This is a genomic window from Castellaniella sp. (assembly GCF_049651205.1).
In the GTDB taxonomy this organism is placed as follows: Bacteria; Pseudomonadota; Gammaproteobacteria; order Burkholderiales; family Burkholderiaceae_B; genus Castellaniella.
In genome coordinates this window covers 1-21,013 of the sequence record NZ_JBASBR010000007.1, presented here as the reverse complement: position 1 = coordinate 21,013, position 21,013 = coordinate 1, and the positions used below count along the sequence as shown (strand labels likewise).

Here is a 21,013-nt window from a genome sequence, read left to right as displayed (position 1 = left end):
TTGCTTAAATCCAATCGTGCCAAACAGGCGTGAGATTGGCCGGGAGATCAGGCATGCGCCCAAGATCTACCCGCCCTGCCCCGGGTGCGTGAAAATCCGAACCGCGGGAGGCCTCAAATCCATAGCTTAAGGCAACACGGGCATAGTAATCATATTGTGCCGGGCTGTGGCTGCCCGTAATCACTTCGATACCCTGTCCGCCCGCTTCCTTGAAAGCCGAAAACAATGCATCGGCCTGAGCTGGTTTGTAGCGATACCGCCCTGGGTGCGCCAGTACGGCCTTGCCGCCTGCCGCACATATCCATTGAACCGCCTGCGCCAGCGGTACCCATTGCGTGGGCACAAAGGCCCGCTTGCCGTCGCCCAGGTAGCGGTCGAACGCCTGCTGCAGCGTCTTGACGTGACCTTGGTCCAGTAAATGCCGGGCAAAATGTACCCGGCTGATCAGATTTGGGTTGTCGACGTGACTCAATGCGCCTTCCCAGGCATCAGTAATGCCACAATCAGTCAGAAGTTGCGCAACTTTCCTGGCCCGATCCACTCGTGTTTGGCGGATGCGGGCTAGCCCCTCAGCCAGCACCGAATGCTGCGGATCAATGTTGAGCCCAACAATATGAATAGTTTTTTCGCAGAAATTGGCTGAAATCTCGACGCCGGGAATAAACCCCATGCCTAGCCGGTTTGCTGCTTCAGCGGCCTCTGCCAATCCCCGGGTTTCATCGTGATCAGACAGCGACCACCAATCAACCCCGTTTTGATGTGCACGCGCTGCGACAGCAGCCGGCGGCAGTTCGCCGTCAGACTCAAAGGAATGACTGTGAAGATCGATATTTAAGGCCATAAGCAGGAAGGATTGCCTTGCCTGACCATCAGGCAGGAATCAATCTGCCAGCAGAAACTGACGGATTGCGTGGATTTGATCGGGGCTGCGCAAGCTGGGTGCATGGCCCACACCCTCAAATTGCAACGACTGTGCATGAGGGTTGCGAGCCAGCATATCACGCACCGTATCGGCCCGAAGAATATCCGATTGAGCGCCACGCAGCACCAACACGGGATGTGCAAGGTGATCCCAAGCCTGCCACAGCAAGGCTTCGGCCGCTACCGTGGCTTCGGGTGTTTGCAAGGCAAAGGGCTGTGCGATGCGCAGATCGTAGTGTTTCACCCATTGCTGGCCTTGCTGGACAAATACGTATCGCGTCAGGGCTTCCCAGCCGGCGGCATCGTGCGGCCCAAAGCCTTGCGATACCTGCCGGACGTACTGAACTGCCTGATCAAAAGAGGCAAATTGGATGTCCTGCCCCACGTACTCGCCAATCCGGGCCAGACCATCGAGATTGAGCGCAGGCCCAATGTCATTGAGCACTACCTTGCCCAGAGACAGGTAAGACATCTGATCCGGGCCAGAGGCCCCACGGTCCGGGCGCAGTTGTGCTGACAGCGCCGCCATACCTGTCAGACCAAGGCCAATCAGGCCTCCCATGGAGGTACCCACCCAATCCAGGCGGGCGGGTGCCAGGCGGGCGATCAGGGTGACCATATCGGCGACATACTGCGGCACAACATAGCTATTGGCATCCAGCAGCCAATCCGAACGGCCGCGGCCGACGACATCGGGGCACACCACACGGTACTCGGCGCATAGTGCCTGTGCGAGCGGATCGAAATCGCGGCCGGTACGGGTAAGCCCGTGGACGCACAACAGAACCCGATCGTTATCCGGATCACCCCACTCCCAATAAGCCATGCGATGCAGGCCCGCCGTGCTGGCGCAGGTAACAAATTTGAGACGGGGTTCGACGGACAACATGGCCACCTTGGGTATCAAATATGCACCGCCTGCCCCAATGCGCGTAGTGCCGCTTCCTGGATGGCTTCGCTTTGGGTGGGATGCGCGTGAATAGTGTGGGCGACGTCTTCCAGGCACGCCCCCATTTCGATCGACTGGGCAAAGGAGGCCGAGAACTCGGAGACACCACGCCCCACCGCCTGCCAGCCAATGATAAGGTGATTATCACGCCGGGCCACCACACGCACAAATCCATCTGAGGATTCGAGCGTCATGGCACGCCCGTTGGCCGCCAGCGGAAACACGCCCTCGACGGTATCCAGCCCATCTGCAGCAGCCTGCTGCGGAGACAAACCCGCAGTGACAACCTCGGGATCGGTGAAGCACACGGCAGGAATGGCAGCGGGCATAAACCGGCGAGTGAGGCCGGCAATTTGCTCGGCCACACATTCGCCCTGGGCCATGGCCCGGTGCGCCAGCATGGGCTCGCCCGTGAGATCACCAATCGCCCAGACGCCGTTCATGGACGTATGGCAGCGGTCATCAATGCGTACCGCCAGGCCGTTCATATCCAGCATTAGGGAACTGAGCCCAAATCCACGGCTGCGGGGCTTGCGCCCCACAGCCACCAGGATCTGCTGGGCCGCCAGGATTTGCTCGGCGCCCTTGGCCGGCTGGATGCGCACGCCCTTGCCGTCTTCTGCCAGGCCAAGTACCTGGGTCTGCAGATGCAGGCCGACGCCCAGGGTTTTAAGCGCCGCATGCACGGGCTTAACCAGTTCGGCATCGTAGGCGGGCAACACACGATCCTGGGCCTCGATGACATCAACCTTGACTCCCAGCTTGCGATAGGCGGTGCCAAGCTCGAGACCTATGTAGCCGCCCCCCACCACAGCCAGAGAGGCCGGCAATGTTTTGGGTGAAAGCGCCTCGGTGGATGAGATGACCGACCCGCCAAACGGCATGAATGGCAGCGCCACAGGCTCGGAGCCTGTGGCCAGCAACAGATGCTCGCAGCGGATGCGCTGTGGCGCACCCGCCTTGCCCTTGGCCACAGGATCGACATCCACGGTTTTGCCATCGATAATGTGTGCCCAGCCCTGCACCACTGTGACTTTGTTTTTCTTCAGCAGGGCGCCAACGCCGGTTGTAAGCTTTTTGACGATGGCGTCTTTCCAGGCCACGCTGCGCTCGAGATCGAGCGTGGGGCTGGATACCTGGATCCCCAGCGCCGAATGCTTGTCGTATCCCTGCAGGGCATGAAATTTCTCGGCCACGTGGATGAGGGCCTTGGAGGGGATGCAGCCGATGTTCAGGCAGGTGCCGCCAAGAGAGGCTCCCTCGACCAGCACCGTGGGGATACCCAACTGGCCGGCACGGATGGCCGCCACATAACCGCCAGGCCCGCCGCCAATGATCAGCAAAGTGGTATTGATGAGATTGGACATGCTTACTCCACAAACAGAAGCGCCGGGCATTCGAGATAGCGCCGGATGCACTGGATGAATTCGGCGGCATGCATACCGTCGACCACGCGATGATCAAAGGACGAAGACAGGTTCATCAGCTTGCGCGCCACGACTCTGCCTTCCTGAAACACCGGCCGTTCTATCACCCGATTGACGCCGACGATGGCGACTTCGGGATGATTGATGACAGGTGTGGATACCACGCCGCCCAGTGGCCCCAGGCTGGTGATGGTAATGGTTGAACCGGTGAGTTCGTCGCGCGCGGCCTTGCCCTGGCGGGCGGCTTCGGCCAGGCGGGCAATTTCTGCCGCGCACGACCAGAGATCCAGGGTTTCGGCGTGATGCACCACAGGCACCATCAGGCCGGAGGGCGTTTGCGCGGCAACCCCCAGATGCACTCCGCCATACTGGGTGACAATCCCCGCCTCATCATCAAAGCGCGCATTGATCTGCGGAAACTCGCGCAAGGCCAGCACCATGGCCCGGGCCAAAAATGGCAATAAGGTCAGCTTACCGCGCTCGGTGCTGTAGCGGGTATTCAGCCGCGCACGCAGGGATTCGAGCTCAGTGACATCGATCTCTTCGACATAAGTGAAGTGCGGAATCCGGCGTTTGGACTCTTGCATCTTCTGGGCAATCTTGCGCCGCAGGCCAATAACCGGCACCTCGGTTTCCTGATTGCTGGACTGATATAAGGACCCTGATGTGCGATTGGAGGTGGCATTGCGGTCGCGTGCCAGCCAAGCGTCAAGATCACCCTGGGTAATGCGTCCGGCAGGGCCGGTGCCAGGCACGTACTGCAGGGTAATGCCCAGGTCCCAGGCACGCCGGCGCACTGCCGGGGATGCCAGGGGCCGCTGGCCCTCTGTGCGGGCCGGCGCATGCGAGGATACATGCGCCGCCTGGGGCCGGACAGGCGCAGCTGAGGCATCTGCTGTTTGATCAGGCAGCGTCTGTGGCGGGCTGACAGGTGGCTGCGCCTCGGGCTCAGGGCTTTTGGTTTCTTTGTGTACAGGAGCAACAGGGGCGGCTGCCACAGCCTTAGGGGCATCTGCAGCGGCTGGTGCGCGATTCCGGATGGTGTGCTCGTTGCCCTCGCCTTCTATTTCGAGACGGATAAGTTCTGAACCCACAGCCATGGTTTCACCCACTTGCCCCCCCAGGGACACCACCGTGCCATGCACGGGTGACGGCACCTGAACGGTGGCCTTGTCTGTCATGACGTCGGCGAGGATCTGGTCTTCGACCACAGCCTCGCCCGGCTGCACATGCCATTCGACGAGTTCGACTTCAGCGATGCCTTCGCCGATATCCGGCATCTTGATGATATGAATACCCATTATGCCTCCCGGAACGCACGTTTGAATGCCTCGGCAACCCGTTTGGGGCCGGGGAAATATGCCCACTCATGAGAGTGCGGATACGGCGTATCCCATCCCGTGATGCGTTCGATCGGGGCTTCAAGATGATAAAAGCAGTGCTCTTGCACCAGTGCGCAGAGCTCGGCACCAAACCCGCTGGTGCGGGTGGCCTCGTGCAAGACCACGCAACGGCCGGTTTTGCGCACCGAGTTCAGGATGGCGTCGAGATCCAGCGGCCAGAGGCTGCGTAAATCAATGATGTCGGCATCAATGCCGGCGTCACGGGCCGCCACCTCGGCCACATAAACCATCGTGCCATAGGTAAGCACGGTGAGTTCGCGGCCCTCACGATACAGCGCAGCCTTGTCCAGCGGCACGGTGTAATAGCCTTCAGGCACGTTGCCCAAAGGATGCTTGGACCACGGCACCACCGGTTGATCATGGTGGCCATCAAACGGCCCGTTATAAAGCCGCTTGGGCTCGAGGAAGATCACCGGGTCATCGTTTTCGATGGAACTGATCAGCAGGCCTTTGGCGTCGTAGGGGTTGGAAGGCATCACCGTACGCAAGCCCGACACGTGGGTAAACAGCGCTTCGGGGCTTTGGCTGTGCGTTTGCCCGCCAAAAATGCCACCCCCGCAGGGCATGCGAATAGTAAGCGGTGAGGTGTAACCACCCGCCGACCGATATCGCAACCGTGCCGCTTCAGAAAAGATCTGGTCTGCGGCCGGGTAAAAGTAATCTGCAAACTGGATTTCAACCACGGGGCGAAGCCCGTAAGCCCCCATCCCCACGGCAGCGGCCACAATCCCGCTTTCGGAAATGGGTGCATCAAATACCCGCGATTGGCCATACTTGGCCTGCAGGCCTTCGGTGCATCGGAACACGCCACCAAAATAGCCAACATCCTCGCCAAACACCACCACGTTATCATCGCGCTCAAGCATGATGTCCATGGCGGAGCGCAGGGCCTGAATCATGGTCATCGGACGCGTTTTCATTTTTTCCTGTGCCATCGTCAGACCCCCAGCTCTTGACGCTGCCGGCGCAGATGCTCTGGCATGTCCTTGTATACATCTTCAAACATCGTGGCCACACTGGATGTGCGCCCTGTGGCCAGCGTGCCGTGGGATTCTGCCTTTTTCTGAGCAGCCACTACTTCAGCCTCGCATGCTTTTTGCGTGTCCTGGTGCTCTTGCTCAGACCACATGGCTTGCGCAATCATGTATTGCTTCAGGCGCGTAATGGGGTCTCCTAGTGGATACCGTGACCAATCATCTGCCGGCCGGTATTTGGACGGATCATCCGAGGTGGAGTGCGGCCCGGCGCGGTAGCTGACCCACTCGATGAGGGTTGCACCATGGTTGTTGCGAGCCCGATCGGCAGCCCAGCGAGAAGCTGCGTACACCGCCAGGAAATCATTGCCATCTACCCGCAACGATGCAATGTTGGAGCCGATGCCTCGTGCGGCCAGGGTGATGCCTTCGCCACCCGCCACCGACTGAAATGTGGAAATCGCCCACTGGTTGTTGATGACGTTGAGGATCACCGGTGCCCGGTAGACATGGGCAAACAGCAAGGCTGTCTGGTAGTCGGATTCGGCCGTGGCGCCATCGCCAATCCAGCCGCAAGCGATACGCGTGTCGCCCTTGATGGCGGACGCCATAGCCCAACCCACTGCCTGGGGCATCTGTGTGCCCAGATTGCCGGAAAGCGTAAAGAACCCTTTTTCGGGCACCGAATACAGCACCGGCAATTGACGGCCCTTGAGCGGATCTTTGTCGTTTGAAAAGATCTGGCACATCATGTCGAACAGCGGGTAATCCTGGGCGATCAGAAGCCCCTGCTGGCGATACGAGGGAAAATGCATGTCACCCGGCCTCAGGGCCAGCGACTGCCCGATGGCAATGGCCTCTTCACCCAGGCACTGCATGTAAAACGAGGTCTTTTTCTGGCGTTGGGCAATCACCATCCGGGCGTCGAAAATGCGTGTCTTGATCATCGCCTGCATGCCACGGCGCAAGATGTCCTGATCAGGGGGATTTTCGGCCCAAGGGCCTTGCGCCTCGCCCTCATCATCCAGCACCCGGATCAAACCCAGTGCGAGGTCGCGGGTATCGTAGGCTAAGGTGTCGATGGGTGGCTTGCGGGCGGCGCCTGCCGGCTGCAGCCGCAAATACGAGAAGTCAGTGGCCTGACCGGGACGCCCCGAGGGTTCGGGGACATAGAACTTGAGTGGTGTCTGTGTCATGGTGGCGAAAATCTTGTGGATTTTTCAAGAGCCCGAAAACGGGCCGTTGTCGTCTTTTGGACGGCTGCCGCATCATCGCCGATCCCGCCATGAAGCGCAAGATCGCGAAAACCATTACGGGCGCCGTCCATGCCAATATCGACGTGACGACTCCAGAACACTGTACAACGATAGGCCATCGATGCGCGAGTGCACGTTGACTCCACCCAGCCAGTCGGTGCGCCAGATATTTGCACCTGCTGCCTGCCAACGCCGCAATACGGCGGGTGCTGGATGATTGTGGCGATTCCAGCGGCCCACCTGCACAATCAGATGCCTGGCAGCAACCGTATCCACAAACAAGGCGGAGGATGAGGTTTTGGATCCGTGGTGGGCAGCCACCACCACATCGGTGGATGTCAACCCACGCTGGACCAGCGCAGCTTCGGTGCGCGCCTCGATATCTCCTGTCAGCAACACACTGTGATATCGGCCCCGCACCCGCAGCACACAGCTGCCCGCGTTGGCTTGGGTTCCCTTGCGTATCAGGCGTTCATCCAGCGGCCATAAAAATTCGAAACTGACGCCATCCACCTGCCAGCGGCCGCCAAACAGGCAAGCCGTCGCGGCCATTGGCAGAACGGCTGGCGCGGCATCCAGGCGACGCGCCTCACCACCAAGCCAACGGGGCAAGTCAAAGGAACTGAATGTTTGCTGCACCGGCACGGCTGCCAGCACACTGCGTGCACCTCCTGCATGATCCAGATCCGCATGAGAGAGCACCACGGCGTCCAGCTGCCGAATACCCAGGGCGCGCAAGACAGGTACCACCGTGCGCTGCCCCTCGTCCGAATCACGCGCATGACGGGCCCCGGCATCAAATAAAACCGCGTGCCGGGCGGTTCGGATGATCACGGCACTGCCCTGGCCGACATCCAGTGCATAGGCATCCCACTCACCTGGCGCAGGCGTGGGGGGCCTCCAGATCATCATGGGCACGATGCCCAGCCACGCCCAGGGACGCAGACGCCGCAAGTCAGTGGCGAGCCGTCCCTGGCCGGCCAATGGATGTGGCCACAAGGCGATGGCCGCACCCGCACATGCCAGTACGTACCCACCGACAGGTCCGGCGGCTACTGGCCAAGATGGTAGCGCAGCCAGCCACTCGGTTGGGTACATCATCAGATTCAGGATCCCGTGGGCGGCCTGGGCAAGCCCGGTGGCAAGCAGCGCCAGACCCGGCATCAGGGACACGACTGCCAATAAGAGAGACAAAGGCGTGACGAGGAGCTCGATCACCGGAATGGCATAAGCATTGGCCAGTGGCGATACCAGCGAGATTTCGTGAAAGACCCGTGCCAGTACCGGTGCCAGGGCCAACGTGATTGCCCATTGCAGACGAGCGGCCAGACCAAGCCCGTGCAGAAGCCGCTTGAGCCGGCCGGCGGGAACAGGCGCAGCGCCTGAGCCCAGTGTGCCCTGCCTGGAGGCCAACCGCGCGCCTACCGCCAACAGTACAGCCACTGCGGCAAAGGACAGCCAGAATCCACTGGCCAGCAATGCCCAGGGATCCAGCACACAGACCACAACGGCCGCAAGTGCCAGCACGCGTGCACCAGACAGGCGCAATTGCACTAACTGGGCCCCCGCCACCACCGCCAACATCATAAAGGTTCGCTGGGCAGGCACACCCCAGCCCGCCAATAGACAGTACAACCAGGCAAACAGCAAGGCCGCACACGCAGCCGCACGGCGTGCCGGCCAGCGCTCGGCCAGAATCCGCCCGCGCCAGCGTCCTCGCCGCCAGACCCATTGGGTGAGCCACGCGGCTACGCCTGCCAGCATCGTGATGTGTGATCCGGATATGGACACGAGGTGCGATAAACCGGTGCGGTTGAACACTTGCCAGTCGGCATCCTCCATGCCGTCCTGGTCGCCGATGGCCAATGCCCGCAGGACAGCACCATAGCGCAGCCCTTGCAAAAAAGGCGCCATGGCCTCGCGGATTTCATGGCGGGCCCTGTCGGCGACGATACCAACATCCTGCCAGCCATCATCTCTTCGGTATTCCGGTACTCCGCGCACCGTGCCCAGGGCCCGGACACCTTGAGCAAAAAGATGTGCTTCGTAGTCGAATGCCGCAATATTTTGCGCGGCATGAACCGGCCTAAGCACCAATGCCATGCGCCACACCTGCCCTGCCTGGATCACAGGAAATGGCGGCTCTGCAGGGGTAGGCGCAGCATAGGGGCTACGCCAGCCTGCCGCAGACCAGCTCACCAGCACCCGCCGAGGGACCCCGGGAGGATGGGCCTGCAAGATATCGGCCTCAAAGCGGATTTTGTCGGCTTGCAGCCTGGGTAGCCCATGAACACGCAAGATGACGCGCGATACCTTGTCGACATTGTCAGGCGCGAGGTGCTGATCAAGCCGCTGTTGCGCACGATGCGCCGTCACTGCCGCCGATACACTGGCCACCAGAATCCACAGGCCCACACGCCACAGCCAACGGCTTGCGCAGCCACGCCTGCGTTGCGTCCAACGCTTGCCCAGGGCCAACAAGCCTGCGCCCATGCCACCTATTAGCACAGGCAGCAGTACTCCCGGTAACGTCTGCAATTGATGGACAATCGCGATACCGGCCAGGCCGGCTGCTACTGTCAGCCGGCCGATCATGATGGATGTCCTTTAGCAACAAGGTTTGCTATTGACAGCAAAGCCTTGCACAGGGGCTGCACACGCGTATTACGCTACTGCAGCTTGCCAGGACAAATCGAGATCAGCGTGCTGTTTGCAGCACAGCCGACAGACGCGGCAATACCCGCACTGCATTATCTGCGCACCTGGCTACAAGCTGGGAAACGGGTTCATCACGCAGCTGTGCCAGGCACTCAGCAATCTTCGCCACTTGGGCAGGCTCATTACGTGGCCGTATAGGCGCGCCTGCAATCCCAAGCCAGGCCGGCGGGATATCCGGTGCATCTGTTTCAAGCACCAGGGCATCACCCGGCAACTGAGCAGCCAGCCGACGGATTTGCAGTGCACGGTCAAAGGTCATCGCGCCGCCAACCCCCAGCACGAACCCCTGCTGGATGAATTGCTGGGCCTGCTGGAAACTGCCATTGAACGCATGGGCAATCCCACACACTGTTGGGCGCCTGCGCAAATACTTGAGCAAAACATCCTGTGAGCGCCGCACATGCAGCAGCACGGGCAGATCGAACTGTACGGCCAGGTCCAGTTGCCGCTGATAAAAGTACTCCTGCCGGGATCGTCCGGATGGCGTGCTGATTTCCGGCACAAAGAAATCCAGACCAATTTCGCCGATGGCCACCAGACGGGGATCATCACGCCAGGCCTGCAGACAGTCTTTAAGGCCGTCCAGATCAGCCTCTGTGGCCTGTGCAACAAGCAGCGGATGGATCCCCAGGGCATAGGCCCCGCCAGGCAGTTGCCCTGCCAACTGGCGCACCACCTGGAAGTTGTTTGCGCCCACGGCCGGGATCACGATTGCGCGCACGCCGGCCTGCCGCGACCGGGCAATCACCGCATCACGGTCATCTTCAAACTCTGCGGCATCGAGGTGACAATGGGTGTCAATCAACATGGCAGGCCCGCCCAGAGGTTCAGTTTTCGGCTAAATGCCCTGATTCCATGTGCAGCTGGCGATGAGCCAACGCCGCCAGGGCGGGATCATGCGTGACAATGACAAACGCAGTTCCGAGATCCCGATTGATTTCACGCAGTAGATCGAACATCTTGTCTGCGGTATGACGGTCGAGATTGCCGGTGGGTTCATCAGCCAGTACGCAGGCAGGCTGCGTAACCAGGGCACGCGCCAGCGCCACGCGTTGACGTTCGCCGCCCGACAACTGGCCCGGAAAATGGCTGGCACGGTCTGGCAGGCCTACTTGCTGCAACAAGGCTTCTGCCTGTTGGCGAGCCTGGGGCCGGCGCATGCCACGCACAATCAGTGGCATCGCCACATTATCCAGAGCAGAGAACTCGGGCAGCAAATGGTGAAACTGATATACAAAGCCCAGCGCGCGGTTGCGCAACTGGCTGCGGCGGCGTTCATTCAGACCGCTGGCAGCCTCGCCAGCGATCCATAGCTTCCCGGCATCCGCCTGATCCAGCAACCCCAGCACATGCAGCAAGGTACTTTTGCCAGACCCCGAGGCACCGATGACCGCAACCATCTCGTGAGCCTGCACTGTCAAATTGACGTCTCGCAAAACCTCAACCCGGCTGGCACCTTCATCGTAGGTTTTTGCTAGATGCTCTGCCCGCAAGACGATATTGGGGTCTTGAGTTGAATTAGTCATGACGCAGCACCTGGGCGGGTTGCAGGCGCGAAGCACGCCAACTGGGGTATAGCGTTGCCAGCAGGGACAGCACCAATGAGGTCACGCCAATCCAGGTGATATCGCCAATCTGGGGATTGGAAGGTAGTTCGCTGATGAAATAAATTTGTTGTGGGATAAATTGAATCCCCAGCATGCGCTCGATCCAGGGGACGATCACATCGATGTTGTAGGCAAGCAGCGTGCCCAGAACCACCCCTGCGCCTGTGCCAATCACGCCGATCAGCGCCCCTTGCACCAAAAATATCCGAGCGATCTCACCAGGTGTTGCACCTAGCGTGCGCAGTATGGCGATATCCGACTGCTTGTCTTTGACGGCCATCACTAGAGACGACAGCAGATTGAAAGCGGCAACCGCCACAATCAGGGCCAGAATCAGGAACATCATGCGTTTCTCGGTTTTGACGGCAGCAAACCAGGTACGGTTGCTTTGCGTCCAGTCGGTGGCGCGCACACCCCGAGGCATGCGCTGCAACACCCGCAGGGCTACCTGGGGCGCCTGCTGCATGTCGGCAATGCGCAAGCGCACACCGCTGACACCGCTGTCACGAAACACGCGGGCCGCGTCCTGAACGTTGACGAAAGCCAGCGTCGCATCGTATTCGTAGTAGCCAGAAGAAAACACCCCGGAGACCGTGAACTGGCGCATCCGCGGCGCAAACCCCGCCGGAGAAATCGACCCCTGTGGCGCCAGCATCAGCAGCGTATCGCCTACGCCTACCCCTAAAGATTGCGCAATCTGGCTGCCGACGATGACATGATATGAACCAGGGCTCAAGGAATCCAGCGTGCCAGTTTGCATTTGTTGCGCCAGATCAGATACCTGGGGCTCGACCGCCGGATCAATGCCTCGCACCTGCACGCCGCTAAGCGACTGCCCGCGCGCTACCATGGCCTGGGCAGCCACAAAAGGTGCGGCACCACGTACTTCGGGGTCGCCCTTGGCAGCCTGTGCCAACTCTTGCCAGTGCTCAAGCACCTGCTGATGATCAACACCTGAAAAATAGAGCTCGATATGTGGCAAAACGGACAGCATGCGATCTCGCACCTGTGTCTGGAAGCCGTTCATCACCGAAAGCACAATAATCAGTGCAGCGACCCCCAGTGCGATACCCGCCATCGAGCTGGCGGCAACAAACGACACAAAGCGGTCGCCCCGACGCCCTTTGCGCCCCGTGCGGGCCAAACCGGCATATCGGGCACCAATCCACCATTCATAGGCCATATGAACTGCCTTCTGTTCTGTTTAACTCTACAATTCTGCCATGCATATTGTGATCCCCGGGGCCTGGCCCGAACCTGAAGTTGCTGGCGAGCTTGCCGGACATGTAGCCCAGCGCGCACCCGCACTGGCTGCCTGGATGGCCCACAGCACCACAGCTATTACCCAAAGCCCTGCTGCAGATACCTGGTGCATGCCGCACGAACATTGGTTGCTGAAGGCCTGTAACTTCAACCCAGCTGAAGCAGAGCATATTAGCGCAGGTCTGGGGCCGCTGCGTGGCGCACCGGCAGACAAGGAACCCGTCTGGCTGGCCGAGCTTGTGCATATGGCACCCTCACGTGACGGTGCGGCACTGCTGCCCGCCCGAGTGCTCGATATCACGCCAGAACAATCCCACGCCCTATGGGAAACTGCAAAGGATTACCTCCAGGAAAGCGGCCTTGAGCTTGAGGCCCTGACGACGGACACCTGGCGCGTGCGCTGGCCTCAAGCCGTTACGCTGCCGTGTGCCAGCCCTGCGCTTGTGGCCACCAGTGCCGTCAACGACTGGTGGCCACAAGAAGCTGTTGCACGGCCATGGCGACAACTGGCAAACACCTTGCAGATGGCTTGGTACGAGCACCCTGCCAATCAGGCCAGAGCGGCACTAGGGCAAGCGCCGGTCAACAGCCTCTGGTTGTACGGCGGCGCCGGCCAGTCGCAATTGGGCCGCACCCCACCCAACGATATCCAGACTGATTTCTCCCTATATGACCTGGCCATCTCGCAGCAGTGGGGCGAGTGGATTGAGGCGCTGGCGCGCCTGGATCAGCAGCTGTTCACACAACTGACCACGCAACCGGCCTCTCTGATCCTGAGCGGGCGTAACCGCTATGTAGAACTCAGTGCACACACTGGCTGGTTTGCCCGCTGGCGCACACAAGACTGGAGGCGCTGGTGGTGCAGCCGCTGATTCGCCCGAGACACAGCAACCGGCAACGCACCGAAGCCCTGACTCAACAAGGGGTGCACCCACTGCTTGCCCGTTTGTGGGGCGCGCGCGGCTTGGCCGCATTGGCCCCCACAGAGTGGGCCGGGCTGATTCCGCCGTCGCACCTGAGCCACGTGCAAGAGGCAGCTCAGCTGCTGGCAGACGCCATCAGCAGCCGCAAAAAACTGCTGATCGTGGCCGACTACGACTGCGACGGCGCAACCGCCTGTGCCGTGGCAGTGCGTGGTCTGCGGGCGATGGATGCAGATGTTGATTTTTTAGTGCCCAACCGGTTTGAAACTGGCTATGGGCTGTCGCCCGCAGTGGTGCAGCTTGCCTGCAAGCATGCAGCCGGCAAGCCCGATTTGCTGATTACCGTAGACAACGGCATTGCCAGTATCGAAGGGGTAGCCGCTGCACGACAAGCCGGTATGGAGGTGATCGTCACCGATCATCATCTGCCCGGAGACACGTTGCCTGAGGCCCTGGCAATCGTAAACCCCAACCAGCCTGGCTGCGGCTTTCCATCCAAGCACCTGGCCGGTGTGGGCGTGATCTTCTATGTGATGCTGGCCTTGCGCGCCGTACTACGCGAGCGCAACCTATTGCCCGCACAAGGCGGGCCACGTCTGGATGCCTTAAGCGATCTGGTGGCTCTGGGAACCGTGGCTGATGTCGTGCGTCTGGATGCCAACAACCGGCTTCTAATTACGCAAGGCCTGAAGCGCATCCGCCAGGGCCGGATGCATGCCGGTGTGGCCGCCTTATTCGAGATTGCCGGACGCAATCCAGGCGAGGCATCCACAGCGGATCTCGGATTTGCGCTGGGCCCGCGGATCAATGCGGCAGGCCGAATGGCCGACATGAGCCTTGGCATTCATTGTCTGCTTGAGGACAACCCCCAGCGGGCACTTGAGCTTGCCCGAGCGCTGGACGAGGTGAACCGCCAGCGCCGCAGCCGTGAAACAGAAATGCGTGATCAAGCGCTGGCCCATCTGGATGCTCAACCCGGCACATTGGCAGCCAGCATTTGCGTCTGGCAACCCGGCTGGCACCCAGGAGTCATTGGTCTGGTGGCATCCCGCTTGAAAGAAACCTACTGGCGCCCCGCCCTGGCGTTTGCGCCAGATGAATCCAACACACTACGGGGTTCTGGCCGCTCCATCCCCGAAGTTCATCTGCGCGATGCCCTGGATCTGGTCAGCAAACGCTTGCCGGGTGCGATTATTCAGTTTGGAGGCCATGCCATGGCCGCCGGCCTCACCTTGCATGCACCTGCCTTCAAGGATTTTTCTGTGCAGTTTGATGACGCGGTGCGCACGCTAAGCGGCCGTGAGTCATTTGAACCCTGTCTGGAAACAGACGGCTCGCTGGAGCCTGGCCTCGTCAGTACCGAAACGGCGCGTCTGCTGGCCGATCAGGTGTGGGGCGCAGGGTTTCCTCCCCCACTGTTCCAGGATCGATTTCGGGTGGTTCATCAGCGGCTGCTGAAAGAGCAACACCTGAAGGTCTATCTCGAGCGCGACGGAAAGCGAATCGATGGCATCTGGTTTAATCATGCGCAATTGCTGCCCGAAGAAGTCGAGATTGTCTACCGGCTGGAATCCAACACCTGGGGTGGCCAGACGACGGTTCAGTTGCTGATCGAATACGCTCAGGCGGCGTAAAAGCCACATCTGTCCAGCAAACCGATGACAGCCGCTGCAGGCCTTGCGATCTCAAGCAGCGGCAGGTTTGCGCGAAGACAGCACAATCCCGCCAATAATCAGTGCAAACGCCAGCACGTGAAACAGCTGCGGTGATTCGCCCAACACCACCAAAGAAAGCAATGCGGCAATCAGAGGCGTCAGGTTATTGAAAAACCCCGCCAGGGTTGGCCCAACCCGTTGTACGCCTGCTCCCCAGCAGCGAAACGCAATCACCGCCGGGCCGACCGCAACAAACAGCACAGTCAGTGCCAACGGCCAGCCCCAACTGATCTGCCAATCGGTGATCTGCCACTCGATGGCTGCAAACACGCCCGACCACACTACGCCATACAGCACCTGCCCCAACAAAAACCCTGCCCAGTGTGCCCGCACAGGAGAGTCAGCCGGCACCCCCGCAAGCTGCCAGCTATAAAACGCCCAGATAATGGTAGCCAGAACCATGATCAGGTCTCCTGCCACAAAATGCAGCGCCAGCAGCTGCTGCCAGTTGCCATGCGAGAGCACAATGGCAACCCCTGCCAAAGACAGAATTGCACCCAGTATCTGGCCCACTTGAATTGGTACACCGTGAAACACGCGCCCCACAATCATCATCCATACCGGGATGCTGGCAGTGACCAGCGTGACATTTAACGGCGTGGAGGTATGCAGTGCCAGATATTGCAGCGAGTTATACAGGCCGATTCCCAATAGCCCCAATATGGCGTAGCGGGGCCACTGCTGCCAGATGGCACTGCCACGAGCCAAAACCCGATACCCCATGGGCAACAAAATCAGCAAGGCGAATGTCCAGCGCAGAAAATTGAGCGTCAATGGCGGGACAAGATCCACCACGGCCCGTCCCACCACTGCATTGCCGGCCCACAGGGTGGGAGGAACCAGAAGCAGTGCTATTGTGCCGGGGCTTAATCTGTCATTCATCTGTCAATCACCTGCATACATTTTGCTGAATTCTAACCCCCACTAAAATTGTTGACATAATATACGTGCAACCCTTATCATAAGGGCTTGTTTCATCAGCGGTTTTCAGTCATTGCCGGCATGCTGGCTGCCTTGGTGGATACCATTTATCCACTGCCTCTCTGGGGTTTCAGGCCCCTGTCCAGGTTCTGATCGTCTGCATATCTTTATTTTCGCGTCCATCGATGCGAAACCTGCTGCATGTGCAACGCTGATGCATTAATCAATTCACGGAGAATACATGGCCAAAGAAGAACTACTCGAAATGCACGGATCCGTCACCGAGGTGTTGCCCGATTCACGCTTCCGCGTCACGCTAGACAACGGACACCCAGTTATCGCCTACACCGGCGGCAAAATGCGCAAGCACCATATCCGCATCCTTGCCGGCGACCAAGTCACCCTCGAGATGTCGCCCTACGATCTCACCAAAGGGCGCATTACGTTTCGCCATCTCAATCGTGCACCAGGCTCCGCCCCTGTGCAACGTCGTCGCCACTGATTTTCAGGCGCCCACCCGCTGGGCGACACCATTTGCCTTAGTGGCAATCCGGTACGGCCTGATCCAGATACACTTCAAAGGCGATGGTTTTCGCCTGCTCTTTGCCCAACTGTGTTAGGTTTTTGGCAGAAAATACCTGCTGCAAGGCCTTCCGAGCTGACGTGGGCAGGTCTGCCCTCACCAATTGCGTCAAACTGGCTTTTCGGTACGGGGCCAGCTGTGCCGAAAACTTGCGCCATTCTGGATACTTCAGCAATTGGCGCAGAAACCCCTCATCCTGTACGGCAGCGTCGCACTGCCCTGTACGTAAAGCCAGCAAGGCATCCGTAGCCGAGGCATACACCTGCTCGATGGCACCCAGCCGCGCGTTCAGCTCTCCTACATAGCGGCCGTCGGCACTCAAGCACACCGTGCGTCCAGCCAGTGATGCCCAGTCATGAATGTCGGTATCAGTCCGCATGATCGCCATCGGGCTGACCGACCATGCCACAGTTTGCTTAAGCACCTGCTGCGAGACTTGACTGTTTTCGGGCAAAACACCCACCCATGCATCCAATTGCCCGTCCTGCAATTGCGCCAGGGCCTGATCAGCTGCAACCGCCTGCATAGGGGCGGATCCCTCCCACTTGGCGCCTGCCAGCACCTCGATGCGCACGGGCGTGCGAGGTTTGGCCCCTGGTACCGGTGCATCAGGGACATTGGCCACACCCAGGAGCCACCCCTCCTGGGCGGGCCCCGCGATGGCCTGATTAGCCGTCAAAACCAACGCTGATCCCACAACGAGCACCCGAGTGGTATGTAAAAACAGGCCGAGCGCACGCGGCCCTTGAGCACTAGACATATTGGTACCGCAACACGCGGCGTTTGATGTTTTCAAGAATGACCTGATCAATCAGGGTGGCCAGGATCGCAATCGTAAGAATATTGGCCATCACGCCGATCATGTCGGCTGTCTCACCTGCGTATGCCAGAGAACGGCCCAGCCCCTGACCAAAACCAATCAGCATTTCTGCCGAAATCAAGGCACGCCAAGCGTTGCCAAACGCCAATTGGGCCCCGGTAATAAGAGCGGGCATCACAGCTGGCAGATAAACCCGGCGCACCATGTCCCAGGGGCTGGCGCCCATCACCCGCGCAGCAGCCACATGAGTTTGCAAAACGCTTTCAGTGGCATTCATCACCGATAGGGCTGCCGGAAAAAACGCTGCGAGCGCAATCACCACAATAATGGGTACGTTGCCAAAGCCCATCAAAATCAAAAACAGCGGTACCCAGGCGATGGATGGAATCGACTGCAAAATAATGATGGCAGACTTCAACACCTCGCGGAAAAACAACAACAAGCCACCCGCCAGGCCAAAGCCGATACCGAACAGCAGGGCAAAACCATAGCCGATACCCAGGCGCCCCATGCTGCCTGCCAAAATGGCACGAAACTCTGCCGTTTGAAGATCATGCCAGACGCGATCAAGCACACTAGGCACTCCAGGCATCAGAAAGTCCGGCAGCGTCCAGGCGGCGCTTTGCCAGATCAACAAGATGGCGGCAATCGCCACGCCCATCGCCAGTTTGCGGCCTGTAGAAGAAACCTGTCTTTTTTTGCTCATACTCAAGAATTTATGGCCGGACAAACCCGGCCACCAAAAATAAGGAATGGGTGCGATTATCGCACCCATAGACACACGACACTAAGCCGGCGTCTTACAGCTTGCGATCATGCTGCCAGTCGAGATCGACAATCGCACTCACATCGTAAGGCTGTCCGTCTTTGGTCTTGAGCGAACCACGCGCTTGCATGATGTCCGCAACTTCCTGCATGCGGCTCAGATCCTTGGCTGTCAGGGCCGGGCTGAAGGTTTGTGTCTGGATGGCCTTGCTGATCACCTGCTCACGCGGAATCTCACCTTTATTCAGCGTCTTGAGAGTGGGCTCGGCGATAAAGTAGCCCGCAATCAGCTTAGCGGCCTCATCGGGTTTGTTTTGCAACAAGTCGATTGCTTCGCGTTGTGCATCCAGAGACTTCCAGACAAGATCCTTTTTGTTTTTGAGCGTATCACCCGAGGTGATAGTAACCATGCAGGGGAAAGGCCAGACTTCGCCAATCTCGTAGATCTGCTTGACCGGCGCGATCAGCTGCGCAATGCTGGCCTGAGGTTCGAACAGAAAGGCTGCATCCACCCGCTTGCCCACCAAAGACTGCACAGCCACCTGCGGGCTGACACCCATGATGGATACGTCGCTGGCTTCCAGGCCGGCGTTTTTCAGTACAACACCACGCAACACGGTATCTGCTGTACTGCCCTCTTTTTGCGATGCCAACGTGTGGCCTTTGAGGTCAGCTACCGTGTTGATGCCTGCGTCGTCACGCACGACCAGTGCATGATATCCACGCTGGGCTCCGGCAACCACTTTAAGATCGGCACCACGAGACGACCAGGAGGCGGCATTAGTGAAACCCAGCACGCCAGTATCCAGCTGGCCACCCACAATGGCTTTGATCAGATCAGTGCCAGACTTGAACTCAACCAGTTGCACGTCCAGGCCGTGTTTGGCATAAAACTGACCTTCGTAGGCGGTAATTGCCTGGGCATCATCCATGACACGGATATAGCCTACCTTGAAGGGCTCGGCGGCCAGCACCTGCGTTGCCAGTGTCAGGGCGGCAAGCGCTGGGATTAATACACGGCTGAATTTCATGCTGCAATTTCCTCAGTAACAGGGTGAGAAGGTGATTCTGGATCAGTGGTCATCCCTAGCAGGGACAGGATTTCGCGCCGCATTGCGGCAAAACCGGACAAATCGTGTGTCTTGTCATGAGCAGAAAGGTGGAATTCCTTTAAAAGCCTGGATGGACGCGAACTGAACACCAGAATGCGATCCGCCAGGAATAAAGCCTCATCCACATCATGCGTAACCAACAATACAGTAGGCTTGGTTTCAAGGATCAGCGTACGCAAGGCATCTTGCAGGGTCATGCGTGTCAGCGCATCCAGCGCCCCAAAGGGCTCGTCCAGCAGCAGTACTTCGGGGTGGCTGATAAATGCCCGGGCCAATGCGCAACGCTGACGCATCCCCCCCGATACCTGGTGCGGGAAGTAGTTTTCGAAACCTTTGAGGCGAACCTTGTCCAACCAGACAAGCGCCTGCTGGCGTGCCTGGGATTTGGGTACTTTTTGCAGTTCAAGTGCCATGGCCACGTTTTGTGCCAGAGTCAACCAGGGATACAGCGCGTTTTCCTGGAACATCAGCATGCGGCTGGGATCAGGGCGCCTGATAGGCACACCATCAGCAAGGACTTCTCCGGCACTGGGCTTCTCAAGGCCAGCAGCCAAATGCAGCAAGGTGGATTTACCACACCCTGATGGCCCGACCAGTGCAACAAGCTCTCCGGGTTGGATATTGCTGTCAAAGCGATCCACAACTCGCAGATCGCCAAACTGTTTTTCTACTTGCTGAAAGGATAGATTCATAATGACATCGGGACGGGCAAGTCTGGCTGGACAAACCTGCGTCCTTTAATAGACAGGATGTCGCTACTTTAGCGGCCTGTCTACATAAACAACAACAACAAATTATTGATTTCAACATAACATTTGGTTATATAAGCTTCACTCGTACATGCCCCATGGACGCGCTACCATGGGCCTAGCATAATCAGGAGCCCGTCATGCCGCGCCCTTCAGAGTTCGATCCTCTTGCCCTGTTACTCGCGGGCCACAAGCAAACACGCCAGCAACTTGGCGTTTTGGGCAGTGCCAATGGTGCTCAAGCCATTGCCTGGTTTGATCACACAGCATCACAACAACGAGAGATCCTTGAAACCGGCGTGTTCCCTGCCCTGATCGAATCCATGGCCGGATCCGATGCTGTCTGCCTGAAAGGCATGACTCGCGGCTTGACTGAGCAAAGCCATGTACTGGCCCACCAATGGCCGGCCATACGACAAGCCCTGCAGGCGCCTGGCCAGAACAGTGAGACCACTCAGCGCTGGATACAGGACTACCTGACATACCTGCAATGCGCCGATGAGGATCTACTGCCGATGGCCCAGCGCCTGCTGGACGACGCTGCCTTACAGGATATCGAGGCGCGATACACCCAGGCATTCGCACAAGGTTAAGGGTTTTCTCTCCCTGCCGGGCAAAGCCAAAGTGCAGGTATCCTCTAAGCTGATTTAGTACGGCCGCAGCATCTGCGGCCGTTTCTCGTATCCTGAAGGAGTTTTCCATGCTGAGAAACTGGCTGGAACATCTAGAGGAAGGGCTGATTGCCTTTCTGCTGGCGGCAATGACGATCATTACCTTTGCTCAGGTCATCGCCCGCTACGTTTTCAATTACAGCTTTGTCTGGGCGCTCGAGCTCACCATGTATTGCTTTGGCGCGCTCATTTTCCTGGGCATGGCCTACGGCGTGCGCGTGGGGGCCCACATCGGC

General features: G+C 59.1%; 20 protein-coding genes. 5 read left to right on the top strand and 15 right to left on the bottom strand.

The annotated features are described in order from the left end of the window. Nucleotides 1–4 precede the first annotated feature (4 nt). The 10 genes from WA928_RS03700 to WA928_RS03655 form a co-directional block, all read right to left on the bottom strand. Complete coding sequence (locus tag WA928_RS03700) at nucleotides 5–841, bottom strand: PHP domain-containing protein (RefSeq protein WP_417276738.1); 837 nt, start codon at nucleotides 839–841, stop codon at nucleotides 5–7. A gap of 39 nt (nucleotides 842–880) precedes the next feature. Further along, on the bottom strand, nucleotides 881–1,810 hold the full coding sequence (locus tag WA928_RS03695) for an alpha/beta fold hydrolase (protein ID WP_424299744.1): 930 nt from the start codon (nucleotides 1,808–1,810) through the stop codon (nucleotides 881–883). Nucleotides 1,811–1,824: 14 nt separating this feature from the next. After that, the gene (gene lpdA / locus WA928_RS03690; RefSeq protein ID WP_424299741.1) at nucleotides 1,825–3,237 is read right to left on the bottom strand and encodes a dihydrolipoyl dehydrogenase; all 1,413 of its coding nucleotides are present in this window, start codon (nucleotides 3,235–3,237) and stop codon (nucleotides 1,825–1,827) included. A gap of 2 nt (nucleotides 3,238–3,239) precedes the next feature. Next, the gene (locus tag WA928_RS03685) at nucleotides 3,240–4,598 is read right to left on the bottom strand and encodes a dihydrolipoamide acetyltransferase family protein (protein ID WP_424299738.1); all 1,359 of its coding nucleotides are present in this window, start codon (nucleotides 4,596–4,598) and stop codon (nucleotides 3,240–3,242) included. Beyond that, nucleotides 4,598–5,635: an alpha-ketoacid dehydrogenase subunit beta gene (locus WA928_RS03680; protein ID WP_350383026.1), complete on the bottom strand. Its 1,038-nt coding sequence runs from the start codon at nucleotides 5,633–5,635 to the stop codon at nucleotides 4,598–4,600. The genes WA928_RS03685 and WA928_RS03680 overlap by 1 nt, the downstream gene beginning before the upstream one ends. Nucleotides 5,636–5,637: 2 nt before the next feature. Next, nucleotides 5,638–6,870: a 3-methyl-2-oxobutanoate dehydrogenase (2-methylpropanoyl-transferring) subunit alpha gene (locus tag WA928_RS03675; RefSeq protein WP_424299734.1), complete on the bottom strand. Its 1,233-nt coding sequence runs from the start codon at nucleotides 6,868–6,870 to the stop codon at nucleotides 5,638–5,640. 114 nt (nucleotides 6,871–6,984) lie between these two features. Continuing rightward, the gene (locus tag WA928_RS03670; protein ID WP_424299731.1) at nucleotides 6,985–9,525 is read right to left on the bottom strand and encodes a DNA internalization-related competence protein ComEC/Rec2; all 2,541 of its coding nucleotides are present in this window, start codon (nucleotides 9,523–9,525) and stop codon (nucleotides 6,985–6,987) included. 103 nt (nucleotides 9,526–9,628) lie between these two features. After that, nucleotides 9,629–10,456: a TatD family hydrolase gene (locus WA928_RS03665; protein WP_424299728.1), complete on the bottom strand. Its 828-nt coding sequence runs from the start codon at nucleotides 10,454–10,456 to the stop codon at nucleotides 9,629–9,631. A gap of 19 nt (nucleotides 10,457–10,475) precedes the next feature. Then, the gene (locus tag WA928_RS03660; RefSeq protein ID WP_424299726.1) at nucleotides 10,476–11,174 is read right to left on the bottom strand and encodes an ABC transporter ATP-binding protein; all 699 of its coding nucleotides are present in this window, start codon (nucleotides 11,172–11,174) and stop codon (nucleotides 10,476–10,478) included. Beyond that, nucleotides 11,167–12,438: a lipoprotein-releasing ABC transporter permease subunit gene (locus WA928_RS03655; RefSeq protein ID WP_417276730.1), complete on the bottom strand. Its 1,272-nt coding sequence runs from the start codon at nucleotides 12,436–12,438 to the stop codon at nucleotides 11,167–11,169. Before WA928_RS03655 ends, WA928_RS03660 begins: the two co-directional genes overlap by 8 nt. A 40-nt stretch (nucleotides 12,439–12,478) precedes the next feature. Between WA928_RS03655 and WA928_RS03650 the strand changes: the two genes are divergently transcribed. Together WA928_RS03650 and recJ are read left to right on the top strand one after the other, a co-directional pair. Continuing rightward, nucleotides 12,479–13,390, top strand: a complete 912-nt coding sequence (locus WA928_RS03650) for a hypothetical protein (RefSeq protein WP_417276729.1) — start codon at nucleotides 12,479–12,481, stop codon at nucleotides 13,388–13,390. Continuing rightward, on the top strand, nucleotides 13,375–15,075 hold the full coding sequence (gene recJ, locus WA928_RS03645) for a single-stranded-DNA-specific exonuclease RecJ (RefSeq protein WP_424299721.1): 1,701 nt from the start codon (nucleotides 13,375–13,377) through the stop codon (nucleotides 15,073–15,075). The genes WA928_RS03650 and recJ overlap by 16 nt, the downstream gene beginning before the upstream one ends. A 51-nt stretch (nucleotides 15,076–15,126) precedes the next feature. On the opposite strand, the gene WA928_RS03640 is transcribed toward recJ, so the two are convergent. Further along, nucleotides 15,127–16,038 carry a DMT family transporter gene (locus WA928_RS03640; RefSeq protein ID WP_424299718.1) on the bottom strand — a complete coding sequence of 304 codons (912 nt, stop codon included), beginning with the start codon at nucleotides 16,036–16,038 and terminating at the stop codon, nucleotides 15,127–15,129. 280 nt (nucleotides 16,039–16,318) lie between these two features. On the opposite strand from WA928_RS03640, the gene infA reads away from it, so the two are divergent. Further along, the gene (infA, locus tag WA928_RS03635) at nucleotides 16,319–16,579 is read left to right on the top strand and encodes a translation initiation factor IF-1 (RefSeq protein WP_350383048.1); all 261 of its coding nucleotides are present in this window, start codon (nucleotides 16,319–16,321) and stop codon (nucleotides 16,577–16,579) included. A 37-nt stretch (nucleotides 16,580–16,616) separates the two neighbouring features. Here the strand turns inward: infA and WA928_RS03630 are convergent, their stop codons facing one another. The 4 genes from WA928_RS03630 to WA928_RS03615 form a co-directional block, all read right to left on the bottom strand. Next, complete coding sequence (locus WA928_RS03630) at nucleotides 16,617–17,420, bottom strand: ABC transporter substrate-binding protein (RefSeq protein WP_424299715.1); 804 nt, start codon at nucleotides 17,418–17,420, stop codon at nucleotides 16,617–16,619. Further along, a complete protein-coding gene (locus WA928_RS03625; protein WP_424301088.1) occupies nucleotides 17,413–18,141 on the bottom strand; it encodes an ABC transporter permease in 729 nt (242 codons plus the stop codon). The genes WA928_RS03630 and WA928_RS03625 overlap by 8 nt, the downstream gene beginning before the upstream one ends. Before the next feature lie 139 nt (nucleotides 18,142–18,280). Continuing rightward, on the bottom strand, nucleotides 18,281–19,276 hold the full coding sequence (locus WA928_RS03620) for an ABC transporter substrate-binding protein (protein ID WP_424299712.1): 996 nt from the start codon (nucleotides 19,274–19,276) through the stop codon (nucleotides 18,281–18,283). Further along, complete coding sequence (locus WA928_RS03615; protein WP_424299709.1) at nucleotides 19,273–20,049, bottom strand: ABC transporter ATP-binding protein; 777 nt, start codon at nucleotides 20,047–20,049, stop codon at nucleotides 19,273–19,275. Before WA928_RS03615 ends, WA928_RS03620 begins: the two co-directional genes overlap by 4 nt. Before the next feature lie 197 nt (nucleotides 20,050–20,246). Here WA928_RS03615 and WA928_RS03610 point away from each other — a divergent pair, with 197 nt between their 5' ends. Together WA928_RS03610 and WA928_RS03605 are read left to right on the top strand one after the other, a co-directional pair. After that, nucleotides 20,247–20,699 carry a hemerythrin domain-containing protein gene (locus tag WA928_RS03610; RefSeq protein WP_424299706.1) on the top strand — a complete coding sequence of 151 codons (453 nt, stop codon included), beginning with the start codon at nucleotides 20,247–20,249 and terminating at the stop codon, nucleotides 20,697–20,699. 107 nt (nucleotides 20,700–20,806) lie between these two features. Continuing rightward, a partial coding sequence (locus WA928_RS03605) for a TRAP transporter small permease (RefSeq protein WP_424299703.1) occupies nucleotides 20,807–21,013 on the top strand: 207 nt, incomplete at its 3' end.

What these genes read in the sequence shown, in the direction of transcription:
- WA928_RS03655 (WP_417276730.1), bottom strand. Translation starts at nt 12,438, where the DNA reads ATGGCCTATGAATGGTGGATTGGTGCCCGATATGCCGGTTTGGCCCGC.
- WA928_RS03640 (WP_424299718.1), bottom strand. Translation starts at nt 16,038, where the DNA reads ATGAATGACAGATTAAGCCCCGGCACAATAGCACTGCTTCTGGTTCCT.
- WA928_RS03615 (WP_424299709.1), bottom strand. Translation starts at nt 20,049, where the DNA reads ATGAATCTATCCTTTCAGCAAGTAGAAAAACAGTTTGGCGATCTGCGA.
- WA928_RS03670 (WP_424299731.1), bottom strand. Translation starts at nt 9,525, where the DNA reads ATGATCGGCCGGCTGACAGTAGCAGCCGGCCTGGCCGGTATCGCGATT.
- WA928_RS03660 (WP_424299726.1), bottom strand. Translation starts at nt 11,174, where the DNA reads ATGACTAATTCAACTCAAGACCCCAATATCGTCTTGCGGGCAGAGCAT.
- lpdA (WP_424299741.1), bottom strand. Translation starts at nt 3,237, where the DNA reads ATGTCCAATCTCATCAATACCACTTTGCTGATCATTGGCGGCGGGCCT.
- WA928_RS03695 (WP_424299744.1), bottom strand. Translation starts at nt 1,810, where the DNA reads ATGTTGTCCGTCGAACCCCGTCTCAAATTTGTTACCTGCGCCAGCACG.
- WA928_RS03620 (WP_424299712.1), bottom strand. Translation starts at nt 19,276, where the DNA reads ATGAAATTCAGCCGTGTATTAATCCCAGCGCTTGCCGCCCTGACACTG.
- WA928_RS03610 (WP_424299706.1), top strand. Translation starts at nt 20,247, where the DNA reads ATGCCGCGCCCTTCAGAGTTCGATCCTCTTGCCCTGTTACTCGCGGGC.
- WA928_RS03625 (WP_424301088.1), bottom strand. Translation starts at nt 18,141, where the DNA reads ATGGGCGTGGCGATTGCCGCCATCTTGTTGATCTGGCAAAGCGCCGCC.
- WA928_RS03665 (WP_424299728.1), bottom strand. Translation starts at nt 10,456, where the DNA reads ATGTTGATTGACACCCATTGTCACCTCGATGCCGCAGAGTTTGAAGAT.
- WA928_RS03630 (WP_424299715.1), bottom strand. Translation starts at nt 17,420, where the DNA reads ATGTCTAGTGCTCAAGGGCCGCGTGCGCTCGGCCTGTTTTTACATACC.
- WA928_RS03675 (WP_424299734.1), bottom strand. Translation starts at nt 6,870, where the DNA reads ATGACACAGACACCACTCAAGTTCTATGTCCCCGAACCCTCGGGGCGT.
- WA928_RS03680 (WP_350383026.1), bottom strand. Translation starts at nt 5,635, where the DNA reads ATGGCACAGGAAAAAATGAAAACGCGTCCGATGACCATGATTCAGGCC.
- infA (WP_350383048.1), top strand. Translation starts at nt 16,319, where the DNA reads ATGGCCAAAGAAGAACTACTCGAAATGCACGGATCCGTCACCGAGGTG.
- WA928_RS03700 (WP_417276738.1), bottom strand. Translation starts at nt 841, where the DNA reads ATGGCCTTAAATATCGATCTTCACAGTCATTCCTTTGAGTCTGACGGC.
- WA928_RS03685 (WP_424299738.1), bottom strand. Translation starts at nt 4,598, where the DNA reads ATGGGTATTCATATCATCAAGATGCCGGATATCGGCGAAGGCATCGCT.
- WA928_RS03650 (WP_417276729.1), top strand. Translation starts at nt 12,479, where the DNA reads ATGCATATTGTGATCCCCGGGGCCTGGCCCGAACCTGAAGTTGCTGGC.